We start from the raw sequence: 14,673 nt of genomic DNA, 5'->3' as shown, positions 1-14,673 counted from the left end.
ATACCATCGCAATTGCATTATCTACCGTTTTTATTGAAACTTGTTTAACACAAGTTCAGCTAAAAAGGAATGTTCTAATTCGCGTTTGTTTCGTTTCGATATCTAGTTTTCAAAGAACAAATCGTTTGGTTCGGGCCGTTCACGGATGTGTCGGTCGAACAAACGAGAAGTTTTGAGAGTTTGAGCTCTCAAAACTGAGCAACGAGTGAGTGGTTTGCAGCTGAGCTGCATATTTGAATGTTTCCACGCGGGAAACGATTCTCCATAGAAAGGAGGTGATCCAGCCGCACCTTCCGATACGGCTACCTTGTTACGACTTCACCCCAATCATCTATCCCACCTTCGGCGGCTGGCTCCTTGCGGTTACCCCACCGACTTCGGGTGTTATAAACTCTCGTGGTGTGACGGGCGGTGTGTACAAGACCCGGGAACGTATTCACCGCGGCATGCTGATCCGCGATTACTAGCAATTCCGACTTCATGCAGGCGAGTTGCAGCCTGCAATCCGAACTGAGACCGGCTTTGCTGGGATTGGCTCCATCTCGCGATTTCGCTGCCCGTTGTACCGGCCATTGTAGTACGTGTGTAGCCCAGGTCATAAGGGGCATGATGATTTGACGTCATCCCCACCTTCCTCCGGTTTGTCACCGGCAGTCTATCTAGAGTGCCCACCCGAAGTGCTGGCAACTAAATATAAGGGTTGCGCTCGTTGCGGGACTTAACCCAACATCTCACGACACGAGCTGACGACAACCATGCACCACCTGTCTCAACTTTCCCCGAAGGGCACCTGATGCATCTCTGCTTCGTTAGTTGGATGTCAAGACCTGGTAAGGTTCTTCGCGTTGCTTCGAATTAAACCACATACTCCACTGCTTGTGCGGGTCCCCGTCAATTCCTTTGAGTTTCAGTCTTGCGACCGTACTCCCCAGGCGGAGTGCTTAATGTGTTAACTTCGGCACCAAGGGTATCGAAACCCCTAACACCTAGCACTCATCGTTTACGGCGTGGACTACCAGGGTATCTAATCCTGTTTGCTCCCCACGCTTTCGCGCCTCAGCGTCAGTTACAGCCCAGAGAGTCGCCTTCGCCACTGGTGTTCCTCCACATCTCTACGCATTTCACCGCTACACGTGGAATTCCACTCTCCTCTTCTGCACTCAAGTCACGCAGTTTCCAGTGCGATCCGGGGTTGAGCCCCGGGATTAAACACCAGACTTACATGACCGCCTGCGCGCGCTTTACGCCCAATAATTCCGGACAACGCTTGCCCCCTACGTATTACCGCGGCTGCTGGCACGTAGTTAGCCGGGGCTTTCTTCTCAGGTACCGTCACCTTGAGAGCAGTTACTCTCCCAAGCGTTCTTCCCTGGCAACAGAGCTTTACGATCCGAAAACCTTCATCACTCACGCGGCATTGCTCCGTCAGGCTTTCGCCCATTGCGGAAGATTCCCTACTGCTGCCTCCCGTAGGAGTCTGGGCCGTGTCTCAGTCCCAGTGTGGCCGATCACCCTCTCAGGTCGGCTACGCATCGTCGCCTTGGTGAGCCGTTACCTCACCAACTAGCTAATGCGCCGCAGGCCCATCCCCAAGTGACAGATTGCTCCGTCTTTCCAGTTCTCTTCAGGCGAAGAAAACAAGTATTCGGTATTAGCTACCGTTTCCGGTAGTTGTCCCAAGCTTGAGGGCAGGTTGCCTACGTGTTACTCACCCGTCCGCCGCTAACCATCCGAGAAGCAAGCTTCTCTTCAAGTCCGCTCGACTTGCATGTATTAGGCATGCCGCCAGCGTTCGTCCTGAGCCAGGATCAAACTCTCCAATAAAGTTATTGAAAAGAGCGATAAGCTCATTTTGAATCTGACGAGATTAAAAATCTCATTTGTGTTCCAGTTTTCATACAGCCAGATGGCATGTACCAAAAACCTTCACGTCATTCTGCAAGCAGAATGTTTACTCACTCGTTGTTCAATTTTCAAAGATCAAACTTGTTCTTGCTACCAAAACCATTTCGTTTAAGCAACTCTTATATAGTATCATGTCCGAACCAACTTTGCAAGCTCTTTTTTCAAGTTTCTTTCGAAGCTTGTTTTCAATTGCTTGCCGCACCGTGTAAACTGTGTTTTCTTGGCCGGAATAAGAATATACCACGTATCACCACTACATGTAAAGCATTATTTTAAAAACATCTGAATAATTCATCATTTTCACGAGAACATGCATTTCAGGTTAACTTTGTCCGGAATTATCTTATCCACCTGAATGACCATATCATTTCATACACGACTCTTTTTCTCTGAGTCGGAGCAACTAAAAGGTTCTGAACTGATCCACTTTTTATCTCACGTTTCAAACTCTTATATAGAAGAAACAAAAAAAAGCGAAGCTCGATGTGATATCGTAGCTCCGCTTTCTTCATTTATAAACCAAACTTATTCTCCACCGATAAACACGTAACGGCATATAACGATAACGGCCAGCACCCACATCAACCAATGCACTTTCACTTTACGCTCAGTTACCAAGTTACTGAACACAGCCAAAATAACATAGGATACGATACCTGCAGAGATCCCGTTCGCAATCCCGCCTGTAAATGGCATCAGTACAATAGTAAGGAATGCAGGGAAAGCCTGCAGAAAATCATCCCACTCAATACTACGAACTTGGCTCATCATAAGTACACCTACAATAATCAGAGCTGGAGCCGTTGCCGCAGAAGGAACAACCAAAGCAAGTGGCGCGATAAACAAAGCAAGAATGAACAACAGACCTGTTGTTACCGAGGTTAACCCTGTACGCCCACCAGCTTCAACACCAGAAGCACTTTCAACATAAGCCGTAATCGTACTTGTACCCAGTGCCGCACCTGCGCTGACACCGACAGCATCGACGAGCATGGCTTTACCAATCGTTTTCTCACCTTTAGCTTTATCCTTCATAATCCCCATGCGTGTTGCCGTCCCAACCATCGTACCGAAGGTATCAAACAGTTCAACGAATGTGAAAATGAAGATGATTTCGAACAATCCAAGGCTAATTGCACCTTTCAGATCAAGTTGCCCGACAGCTAGGTCACTGAAGTTGGGCAGCCAGCTTGCACTGGACAGACCACTCAAATTGGTTACCCCCATTGGAATACCAATCAGCGTTGTTGCTACGATACCAATCAACAAAGCACCTTTAACACGCATTACCATAAGGACCGCAATCAGTAGCAAACCAATCAAAGCGAGCAATGCATCATGATGTGTAATATAGTTTCCAAGAGACAAGTTGAAGCTACTACCTGGAATCGGCTGGCTCAAATCTGCATCCGGTGCAACATTCACGGTTACTGCCACCAGATTGGCGAGTTTAAAACCAATAATCGTAATAAAAAGACCGATACCTACGGTGATTGCCATTTTAATGGATTGTGGAACTGCAACAAGCAACATTTGCCGAACTCGAGTCACGGTCAGAATAATGAACACGATACCCGAAAGGAACACAGCACCGAGGGCTGCCTGCCAGCTAATTGCACCATTGGAGCTCAAAACCACAGTCATAAAGTATGCATTCAACCCCATACCCGGAGCAAGAGCGATCGGAACGTTCACGAACAACCCCATAATAATTGTCATCAATCCAGCGCCGACGGCTGTTGCAAAGAATACTGCATTGTCGGACATCCCTGCCCCATTTTGTCCTAAGAACAATGTGTTTACAAAAAGAATGTAAGCCATTGTCATAAAGGTGGTCAGACCCGCAACAATCTCCGTTCTAACATTTGTTCCGTTTTCTTTGAGTTTAAAGAAACGATCCATAATTCACTAACTCCTCCTTAGAGATGTTGAAGCCATAAGTTATATTGAAAAACGACAAATGACCCTGAGAAGTACTTTCCCCAGAGTTCAGCTTGACCAGAAGCAGGCAGACGGCCCGTTGACCAAGAACAAAAAAAATTCTAATGTGCACGGGTGATGTCCCGCCGCAGTCATGTAGAATTCATGTGCTTAGCCTGCTCCTCTTCGTAGCCAGATCATTAGGGTGATCTCGTAGAGACTCCCGGGCCAATCCCCAGGATTATACGAATTAGTATGCGCTATTTGTTTGTTTCCCATCATCATTTTAGGAGGGCGCTTCTATTTTGTCAATGATAAAAACGAATATTATATTCAAAACAACCAAAAACGTTCGTATTATTTAACAAATCAAACCAGTTCAGCGATTTACAACCCATTTCAAAACAAATTTAATAGCAAAATACAACGAGAATATGTCCATATTTTCATCATTTTATATTGCACAAGTGGTAATGCAGCTGTAGGGTTTTAACGGTCGTTAAAAAACAATGCAACGGTCGGCTTCATCCAACGACACTTTTGAATTTAGTTGCAGATAGATTCGCAGGCTACCGTGAATTTCATACCGGATGTCTGTAATACATTTCCTCCAATTTCAACGATGCCATCTTCTACGGAGACCGGAATTTCGAGTGCTGATATCAGCTTTGTCCAGAACTTAACAGCTTTTAAATTGGATTTGAACATCCCCACCTCGTACCGACCCGAATACAGTTTGAAGATTTGCAAGACAGCATCTTTGGCTATATTTGTGCCTCTATATTTGGGCAATACGAATAGCTCCTGCACCGAATAGTCCACTGCCTCTGCAACATAAGGAGGGGATGTAACCAGAATAAATCCAACGATTTTTTCATTAATCGTGATGAAGTAAGGATACAACCGTCCATCCCTGTAATATGGCGAGATATCTTCCATTTCGAATGTACCTTCTGTTCCAATATCCTCCTGTGAGTATGCGGAAAGCTCATAGAGATAATAATTAAATAAGTTTTCGAATTGTTCTTTGTTTGTATGTGTTATTTGTTGAATTGTCGCTTTCATCATAATCCCCCATATATTAAACGCTCTTCAGCGCTCTATTTTCGCCTTTGCTGTAGGTATTGGACAGAATGTTTCACTCCAAGATGTAGAACTACTGATCCATATAGTGGGCATATAATTGCTCGAAGGTTGTAAACCGTTTGACTTCTCTGCCGACCTTATTATACTCATCTAAATATTCATCCATCACTTTAAGGAAATTCTCATGCATAACTTCTAAATTACTTGCATCAAAGTACTGCATAAGATCAAATTTCTTGGTTCCCTTCTCCACAGACATATAATCAAGGTACTCTTGTGCCCCAAAGGCCGAAAGAAAGGCGTAAGGTGCATCGTTATTTGTAACACTGTTCAAGACTTTATTGCGATAGTTGCTCCACAACTCTTCATATGTTCCCTTCAGATTCTCAAAGGTCGGAGTAGGCTTAACAATGAAATGATCACACATTGTGCTATGTAACCTCGCAACACTTTTCAACATATTAAAAGATGCTATTCGGATCTCTTCAATGCTACGAGCTTCGAGGATTGACATATATAAGGAGTCGAGATCATCCGGTATATAGCGAAACGAACATAACTCTTGCAAATATCGCTTGATCCCTCGTTTAATGCATGTATTATTCATACTGGCTAAAGCATTAACCAGATTGCAGAGAACGTCGGCAGATGCCTGTCGTACTGCACCAATATCCTCACCCAGCATCGCATTGCTGTATGCTTGCTTAGCCAGATCGATCCATTTAATCGCCCGGTTAAGACACGCTTCTCCTATCGGATTCGCAAGTGCATCCAAAGCTTTTCGCCGGAAATCATTGAATTTTTCCAAATCTTCAGGGGTTGCATAGTAGAGTATCTTGAGCTCGGTTAGACTTGATACGTGTGGACTCTCCAAAGAGGACTGCTCATGAATTTTTGTATTCCATGGCGTGCAATAGATATCATAACCAACGTCGTCTAGGATAAAACAATCGGATATTCCCCAGCCCTTTTCAGTATTATTAATGATGACTAGATCAAGATCGCTCTTCTCGTGAAAGTCACCGGTATTAAATGAACCCGTGAGCCCGATGATTGCGATATCGTCAAGAAATTCTCTTTTTACGCGTTCGATCACCATATTAATGAGCAGCTCGTTTTTATCCATTAACTTTTTCTTAATGATTTCGTTCATTCTTTACACCGCTTCCTTAAAACCCGACCGTCATTCATCACAACAGCCTCAACTTGAGTCTATCGATTTCAAACCGCAGTTACTATGTATAAGTTGATTTAACTCATCTTTGCACAAAATCCGCTGAACCGTCGAAACGACGATTTAGCGGATTTTCATTAGGCGTGTCTGAAAACGCTGAAGAAAGCAGATTTTGCTGAATTTCCGTTCCAAGCAAGGAAGTCTTCTGCAGGCGTGCCAGGGCAGTCAAGGGAAACTGACACAGCAGGGGACAAAAAGACGGTAAAAGGTACACTTCAGTAGATTTCAAGACACAGCCTAGTTCTTTTTATATACGATTTTCTTTATGCTTTCGCAGGACAAGAAATATCGTTCCGCCAACTCATCTAAGCTGACTCCATTGAGGAACAATGATTTAATCTCCGCGTTTCGAGCAGACACTCTGCTCTTACTGTGTGTTTTCTCGCCCCATTTGAGATGTGCCTCTTTGGGTTTAGGGATATATACCAATTCACCTTGAACGTATTCTTGAATGATACGTAGCAATTCTTCAGGAAAAATGGACTCGGCTTTTGAATATTTCATAGGCTCACTCCTTATTTAATCATTCAATAAGGGGCAAAGCCAGTTAGCAGAATATCAAGATTCGTCGTTGGCAATGTGATTGTTTCTAAACTCTATGCAAAGCATTGCCATATCCTTCACTGGCTTTGCATAGAGCCATGCATGTAAGAAACCTACCCCAATTTTTTTCATATTCTCACCTCCACAGAAAACCAAATATCTAATTTATTCCATTATATCAGAGCTTATTGTCCAAGTGTTTAGCATTGTTAGTTAAGGATACAAAGCTAAACTATGCAAATGTTTCCACCCCTCCTAACATCTTTACAATTAAAACAGACACAAGTTGCTGTATGTCTTTACTCTCACAAAAATTTCTTAATCCACTTTAAAATCCTCAATTAGGTTATTAATACTAATCATAAGAAAAACTCCCTTCTCTTTGCGATAACGCAAAGAAAAGGGAGTTTCTTTTACATGTTATTGTTGCAGGCGTGTCCGCACTGCCAACGCAGTTAGTGCCGCAAACCTTAATGAATCAAGGCTATAGATCGATTAACAACGTGAATAGTTAACGCCCTATTCCCACTCGATTGTTGCAGGTGGTTTGGAAGTTACGTCATACACGATACGGTTTACGTTATCAACTTCGTTAACAATCCGTACGGAGATTTTCTCCAGCACATCCCAAGGGATACGTGCCCAGTCTGCAGTCATACCATCGATGGATGTTACGGCACGAATACCTACAGTGTAGGAATACGTACGTGCGTCACCCATAACGCCAACACTCTTCATGTTAGGCAGGGCGGTGAAGTATTGCCAGATTTCACGGTCAAGACCGGCTTTGGCGATTTCTTCACGCAGGATGTAGTCGGAATCACGAACAATTTTAAGCTTCTCTTCCGTCACTTCCCCAAGTACACGGATCGCAAGACCTGGACCAGGGAAAGGCTGACGGTGTACGATTTCGTCTGGCAGTCCACACTCCGTACCTACTTTACGAACCTCATCCTTAAACAGGGTGTTCAGTGGTTCGATCAGTTTGAAGTTCATGTCTTCTGGCAGACCGCCCACGTTGTGGTGGGATTTGATGGTTTGTGCTGTAGCTGTACCACTCTCTACGATGTCTGTGTAAAGTGTACCTTGAGCCAGGAATTCGAAGTCATCGAATTGCTTGGACTCTTCATCAAATACGTAAATAAACTCGTTACCGATAATTTTACGTTTTTGCTCCGGATCATCCACGCCAGCCAGCTTGGACATGAAACGTTCTTGTGCATCGATTTTGACAACCTTCATATCGAACTTGCCAACAAATGTCTCCATTACGCTCTCTGCTTCACCTTTACGCAACAGACCGTGGTCGATAAACATACATGTCAGCTGATCGCCGATTGCTTTGTGCAACAATGCTGCGACAACGGAAGAATCCACACCGCCGCTGAGTGCGCACAACACTTTGCCGTCGCCCACTTTTTCACGAATATCTCTAATCGTGTCATCAATGAAGGTTTCCATCGTCCAGTTGCCTTCGCAACCACAGATTTCGAACAGGAAGTTACGAATCATGTCGTTACCGCGAACGGAGTGACGTACTTCCGGGTGGAACTGCACTGCATACAATTTGCGCTCGTCGTTACTCATCGCTGCGATTGGCGCACTTTCCGTTCCTGCATCCAGTTTGAAGCCCGGAGGCAATGTGACAACGTGGTCACCATGACTCATCCATACGGTATGTTCACCTTCGATACCTTGAGCCAGGGCTGCACCGGCAGCAAACTCAAGATCTGCTTTGCCGTACTCACGCTTCTCGGAACGTTCCACTTTCCCTTCAAGCTGCTGAGCCATGAGCTGCATACCATAACAGATACCAAAGATGGGCAAGCCCAGGTCATAGACACCCGGATCAACGTGTGGTGCATTTTCAGCATATACGCTGGATGGGCCACCCGAGAATACGATTCCTTTTGGCGCCATTTCAGCAATTTTCTCCGCTGGTGTGTTATACGGCAAAAGCTCGCTGTATACGCCAAGATCCCGGATTCTTCTGGCGATTAACTGGTTGTATTGGCCTCCAAAGTCAAGGACAACCACAATTTCATTTTGCTTATTCATTACCGTGCCTCCCTCAATTCAATGAAACTAATTATACGCAACGACAAAACCTACCGTCAAGGAAAGACGAAACTCCATTTTTCAGGCTAGTAACGGGAAGATGTGACACAAAGCGACAGTCGATGCCATTCCTTAAGGCGGGTCTACAGGATGAAATTTTGTTCAATATAACATGCACATATGCTCCACCTCATGTGTACTCTTATAATTGGATAAAAGAACCGATTTCATCCGTCGGGTGCGTAGATTAAAAGCCATCGTAAAGTCATCGTTATCAGTGAAGATGGTAAGTTGGTATTAAGTTCCAGTGGCAATATAGAAAAGCAAATATGCAATCGGCAGCACAACATGAATTGGAACATGCTAACGATCACACTGAGCCTTATTATGCGCTCTAGGCAGTGCTTGAAATTCTAACGATCCTCAGAACCGCTATTTGGTATAAAACTCCCGAAATCCAGCGGAAATGTCGTCTTTTCAAGTAAATAAGGTTTCTCGTGATCGTTAGAATTTTAAAATGGCAAAAAAGGAGTAAATAACGTCACTGGTGATCGTTAGAGATCGTGAAGTTTAATCCGGGCATCATAAATTTTAGGAATTGAAATATTGTCTGCTCGTAAAAAAATAAGGGTACATATCTCATGATCAAGTAGATGGAGGAGGAGTCACGAACTTCATGGGGTGATGTTACGAAGGTAACGTGTGTCAATCTAAGCTAACTCCTCTGCATGTTATATGTAGATTGAAATTTCCACCTACGACAACAGATTCTTCACACTTCAAAGTAGTAATCTTCCTATTCATCTCCAACCAGGTTGGTTAGCATTCGCTCCGTTGCACCTCGATAGAATGTAGTGGTATAAATTAAAAAATCTCGTTCACCCTTGGGCAAACGAGACTGGTCAGGAACTTAACGCTGGCGTCTTGGGGGACGCCGGGCCAGGCGAAGTGCCCGGCGCAAGAAATCGAGACTGTCCGCACGCAGCGGACGGTCTGGCCCGTATAGTAGCCGCTCCCAGTCGGCTGCAAAGCGCGCGATGTCCGCGCCGTCCATGCCTGCGGCCACGGCGGGTGACGCTGCGTATTCCCGCAGCGTCATGCCCGGCGGCCGCGGGCCGTACCGGCGCGCAAGCGCGTGCCAGACCGGAGCGGCAGCCTGCAGCAGCCGCTCGCGGTCCGGGAAGCTGCTGCGCGGCCAGGCCAGCAGCAGCCCAAGCCGCAGCGCGGGGCGAAGCCGCCGCGTGCAGGCCCATGCAGCGGCGCATAGCAGCGCCGCTGCCGCAAGTGCCGTCGCGGCCAGCCACGGCGCCGCGACAAGGGCACGTGCGTACGCGGCAAGCCAAGCGCCCGCACGCTCCAGCCCGCTGCCTGCACCCGGCAGCGGGGCTTTGTCGCCTGGCTGCGCCGAGGCGACCCCTGCGGCGCTGGCATTCAAAGCCTGCGCCGAATCAAACCCCGGCGTAGCCTCAAACGGCACCCAGCCCACGCCGGGAAAATACACCTCCACCCAGGAATGGGCATCCCCCTGGGTGACAACCACTTGCCCCGGGTTCTGCGGGTCTGCTTGTCCCGGGGCATAGCCTTTCACCCAGCGTGCCGGTATCCCTTCGGCTCGAAGTAACACAACCATGGCGGTGGAAAAATGGTTACAATACCCCGCACGGGTCACAAATAAAAAATCATCCACAAAATCCGTCCCTCGTGGCGGCATTCGGGTATCCAGCGAGTAACGAGCGTTCGCTTTCAGATAACTGCGCACAGCCTGTACAGCATCGTACCGTGTTGTACTTGAACCGATGATCTCGGTAGCAAGATTCCTTACCCTTTGCGGAAGTGTATCCGGAAGCTGTAGATCCTTTCGGCGAATAGAGGCAGGATCGGATGTATTGTTCCCGCCAGCATGATTCAGTTCGCTCACGTTAAAATCTTTCTTGCCGTCCTTACTATCCTGCCCATCGTTCCCAGCACTCTTCCCATTCATCCCTGCACGTTGCCGAAGCTGTTCCGGTGTCACATTCGGCACCATCACATCTACCGTATAATGCTGGACAAGCTCATTCCTGTCTCTTCCTCCTGCAAGCCACAATGTACCCGTATCTTCATTAGAGAGCAGTCGCTTTTCATTCTTTTTATTAAGGACATCGCCATCTTGAAAAGACAAACTTACCGGCAACCCTCCCGTAAAAAGTGGATTCGGACCACGCCACTCCCGTTCCATCGTGATGATCTGACGAACACGCTGCCAGTACGGATGCTCCTCCCATCCATCGGAACGTAGCAGATCCGATGAGTTAACATAACGGAAGCGCTGCTCCGTATCACTCCAGGCACTGCCGTTGTAGTAGGAACGAGTCTCCCCGCGCCAATACGTAGAGACAGGCGTTTTTGCCACAAATACAGGTTCATTCCCTTGTACCAGAGGTGCCCCCATAGGCGCATCAACGGTGCTGTATCCCGTCACACTCAGAGAAGCCGGTACACTGCCTGAAGGAATATATCCTGCCCATCTAGCCAAACGTTCGACCGTATCCATAACAGAGAGTTGTCCGGCAGGTGACACAACGCTGAGCCGTGCAGGAAGTGTTGATATCAACACCACACAGACCGCCGTGCCCACAGATACAGCCATCCAATATAGATAAATCTTACTCCGTATTCGATGCGAGCTGTTCTTGTTACGTCGTGCCGCCTTTTTGTGAGAGCTTGGATATACACCCTGGGTTCCACCTTGGGTTTCACTTTGGGTTGTACCTTCGTTTATCCCTTGTTGTGTACCTCGAATTACACCTTGGATCATGTCTCGATTTTTACTTTCATGTGCAATTTCCTGATCCCGCGCATTCCGTTCATGACCTGTGCCTTCCGAAAGGCGCAGCAGGTGAAGCATGCCCTGAATGCACAGCAGCCAGCATACGGAACGAACCACCGAACCATAAGCATCATATCCGACAACAGTCTCCAGCAGGATCAGATAAACTAATGTTCCCGTGCCAAATAGAGATATGCTACGACGAAGCAATACCAGGTACTGTACCGAGGCGAGCAACATGCTCCAGCCGCACAACATAAATAACCCTCTGGTTTCCCTGCTCATCACACGAAAACGTCCTGTATCGATCCACTGTCCCAGATCAGCATTAAGTATCCCCGGGTAGGATAAGCCCCATTCGATCGGATGACTGCCTCCATACATTACGCACAGTGCAACGTATATCATAGGGATGCGTAGCGCAATGCTAGCCATCCAGCCTGTACGCAGCAGGCCAACGGACAGAAGGATGGCTGAATAGCCAGCCATGACAGCCGAAAATCGCTCACTGCCTGCTTGACCATCAGAAGTCACAGGATATATCCATTCCATGCACAATACGAGCAATCCCGCTGTGATAAGCCATAGATATAACACAGGAGTTGTTAGATACATAGACGAAAATAACGGCGAATTTAATTCCGATCGCTGTGTCTGCACTGACTGTCCAGACAGAACTGCAGATTCGGGCTGCTGTTTCATTTTACGCTCCCACATCAACAATCCCTGCCTTTCCGCCATGCCAAGACCCAACGGTTCCAATAGACTCCTGATAGACAATCTTTACCCCTTTGGATACAAGGCGCTCAGTCCACACTTGCGAACGATTTGCCTGTACTACTGACGGACTCAGCACAGCAGATGCACCAGATTGTTCCTTCCCGTCACCCGCCGTGCCCCTCATCTGTCTGTTCATGGTTAGATAGACTCTCGCCTGAAAGCCAAGTGCCGACGCATATTCAAGCCATGCAACCAAACGTTCATCCAGCTGTCCGGTAAAGACCAGAATACTTGACCCGTATGGAAGATGCTCCAGTCTGTCAACGCCAAGTTGCTCTCCAATCGATCCCTGTTCCTGATGTAAACGTGCATAAGCAAGCCGTCTTAACGCACAGTCCAAACTGTCGGCTTGTTGCCCATGAACACTCCGGATTCCACCAGCTTCATTACGACTACGGTTTGTTTGTGCTTCATGCCTTGCGTCCTCTTCTAACGGCATGTCCTGTTTACTTGCAAGTTCATCTCCACTTAACCAAAGCTCACAAGGCGTTTGTGCATCTGTTGCCTCACGTACCCAACTCGCCGCACCAAGCACTGCTCGTTCGAACACTTCGTGACTTTCCTGACTACGTTCTCCCGCCCCAACCCCCTCATATCCTGAGTACTCTTCGTATACCATGATTGCGAGTGAGGTACTTTGCGACATATCAGGAAGCAGCGTATGCAACTTTCCGCTTCTCGCCGAGCTTTTCCAATGAATTCGGTTAAACGAATCCCCCTGTTGATATTCACGAATTTCTGTTCCGGGTATACCTTGCAATGGATGTTGCGCTCCCACGCCTTCGCCATGATCCGTCCAGACTTCCGGCCAGATTGATGTTGCGGCATTCCCGGTCCCGGGCACCACCACAACAGGCTCTTCACCCTTAATTGTGGCGTAGGCTCTGCTCCACCCAAAAATATCCCCCCAGTATACTCGCCCTTCCTGCCAAACATGTACTCCTCGGGTAAGACCTGTTATCTCATACTGATAAGACCATCGTCTTTTCAAGCCTGGAAAAAGCAATTTACGATGTATACCTCCAGGGGTGTTATCACATACCACGAGCCATAATAATGGAAGCGGACATTTCATCTGTAACTCAACCCGAACGCGGATGCTTTCTCCTGCTGTGATCTGCCCTTGTCGTAAGTGTCTGTTGATAACAATCTGACGGGGACCAAACACACGTAGGAGTATTCCATATACCACAACAAGCACGGATACCGTTGCCAAGAACAACGCTGATTTTCCACCATGCCAGAAATAGAGACCACCCAGAAGAACAGCCATTAACATATGAGCTATACTTCCGCGAAACCCTCTCATGCGCGTCGTCCCCTTCCCTGCCCACTCATCTGCACGGGCACAGGCACAGACGACAACACTTCACGGATGACTTGCTCTTGCACTGCGGTTCCGTCCGCTCTGTTCATTGATTTCAACTGAATTCGGTGGGCGAGAACCGGTACAGCGAGGGATTGCACATCATCTGGCACAACGTAACTGCGACCTTGTAAGTAGGCATATGCCTGCACAGCCGTCATCCAGGCCAGCGTTCCCCGGGGACTGATGCCGAGTCTTACGGCGTCATGACTTCTCGTAGCCACAGCGACAGCGACAAGATATTGCTTGATCACGGCATCCACATGTACCTGCCTCACTTCACGTTGCATGGCCACCACTTCTTCAGCCAGCATAATCGGACGCATGTTCTCTAACATATCCTTGCTACGCTCACGAGAAAGCAGTTCTACCTCCTGCTCCGGCTCGGGATATCCCAGTGTAATCCGCATCATGAAGCGATCCAACTGTGCTTCCGGCAAACGATAGGTGCCTTCAAACTGCAACGGGTTCTGTGTTGCAAGCAGCAGAAACGGCTTCGGCAATACGTGAGTTGTGCCGTCTACGGTCACACTGCGTTCCTCCATGGCTTCCAATAACGAAGACTGTGTACGGGGAGATGCCCGATTAATCTCATCCGCAAGCACGATATTGTTCATCAGCGGCCCCGGTCTGAAGCTGAACTCTCCTGTAGGGGCGTGATATATAGATACACCCGTCACATCGGCTGGCATGACATCGGATGTACATTGAATGCGCCCCATCGCACAGCTTAATAATGAAGCCACGGTCCGAATCAGCATCGTTTTTCCTGTACCCGGTACATCCTCCAACAGAACATGGCCTTCACTAAGCATTGCAGCAATGATATATTGAATTTCCTGTTTCTTGCCAATGATTACATCAGCAATTCGATTGCTGAGCCTTTTTAACAGTTCGGTAGCATGATCATGCTCTATTCGCACTCTGGTCACGTGAACCACCTCTCCTTCCTTGCCTATGAATCGTGATTAT

The 14,673-nt window shown here is 47.4% G+C and carries 8 protein-coding genes, 1 rRNA gene and 1 riboswitch; all 9 genes read right to left on the bottom strand.

Annotated elements, in window-relative coordinates; all coding sequences use genetic code 11:
* Positions 1-268: 268 nt before the first annotated feature.
* The 9 genes from MKY23_RS03650 to MKY23_RS03610 all read right to left on the bottom strand — a co-directional run bounded on the left by MKY23_RS03650 (position 269) and on the right by MKY23_RS03610 (position 14,633).
* A 16S ribosomal RNA gene (locus MKY23_RS03650) occupies positions 269-1,824 on the bottom strand.
* Positions 1,825-2,430: 606 nt separating this feature from the next.
* Positions 2,431-3,807, bottom strand: a complete 1,377-nt coding sequence (locus MKY23_RS03645) for an NCS2 family permease (RefSeq protein ID WP_339835326.1) — start codon at positions 3,805-3,807, stop codon at positions 2,431-2,433.
* A gap of 187 nt (positions 3,808-3,994) precedes the next feature.
* A riboswitch (purine riboswitch) is annotated at positions 3,995-4,094 on the bottom strand.
* A gap of 277 nt (positions 4,095-4,371) precedes the next feature.
* Positions 4,372-4,893: a GNAT family N-acetyltransferase gene (locus tag MKY23_RS03640; protein ID WP_154960361.1), complete on the bottom strand. Its 522-nt coding sequence runs from the start codon at positions 4,891-4,893 to the stop codon at positions 4,372-4,374.
* A gap of 88 nt (positions 4,894-4,981) precedes the next feature.
* Entirely contained in the window at positions 4,982-6,064 is a 1,083-nt protein-coding gene (locus MKY23_RS03635) for a nucleotidyltransferase domain-containing protein (protein ID WP_339835322.1), read from the bottom strand.
* 318 nt (positions 6,065-6,382) lie between these two features.
* A complete protein-coding gene (locus MKY23_RS03630) occupies positions 6,383-6,649 on the bottom strand; it encodes a CD3324 family protein (RefSeq protein ID WP_339835319.1) in 267 nt (88 codons plus the stop codon).
* 558 nt (positions 6,650-7,207) lie between these two features.
* A complete protein-coding gene (gene guaA / locus MKY23_RS03625) occupies positions 7,208-8,746 on the bottom strand; it encodes a glutamine-hydrolyzing GMP synthase (RefSeq protein ID WP_090924524.1) in 1,539 nt (512 codons plus the stop codon).
* Positions 8,747-9,656: 910 nt separating this feature from the next.
* The gene (locus tag MKY23_RS03620) at positions 9,657-12,317 is read right to left on the bottom strand and encodes a transglutaminase domain-containing protein (RefSeq protein ID WP_339835315.1); all 2,661 of its coding nucleotides are present in this window, start codon (positions 12,315-12,317) and stop codon (positions 9,657-9,659) included.
* The gene (locus MKY23_RS03615) at positions 12,259-13,644 is read right to left on the bottom strand and encodes a DUF58 domain-containing protein (protein WP_339835312.1); all 1,386 of its coding nucleotides are present in this window, start codon (positions 13,642-13,644) and stop codon (positions 12,259-12,261) included. Before MKY23_RS03615 ends, MKY23_RS03620 begins: the two co-directional genes overlap by 59 nt.
* Positions 13,641-14,633, bottom strand: a complete 993-nt coding sequence (locus tag MKY23_RS03610) for a MoxR family ATPase (RefSeq protein WP_339835309.1) — start codon at positions 14,631-14,633, stop codon at positions 13,641-13,643. The genes MKY23_RS03615 and MKY23_RS03610 overlap by 4 nt, the downstream gene beginning before the upstream one ends.
* Positions 14,634-14,673 lie beyond the last annotated feature (40 nt).

The sequence above is a fragment of the Paenibacillus sp. FSL R7-0272 genome, assembly GCF_037969905.1.
In the GTDB taxonomy this organism is placed as follows: domain Bacteria; phylum Bacillota; class Bacilli; order Paenibacillales; family Paenibacillaceae; genus Paenibacillus; species Paenibacillus polysaccharolyticus.
The sequence above is the reverse complement of the archived record's forward strand: the minus strand, read 5'-3'. Positions and strand labels throughout refer to the sequence as shown.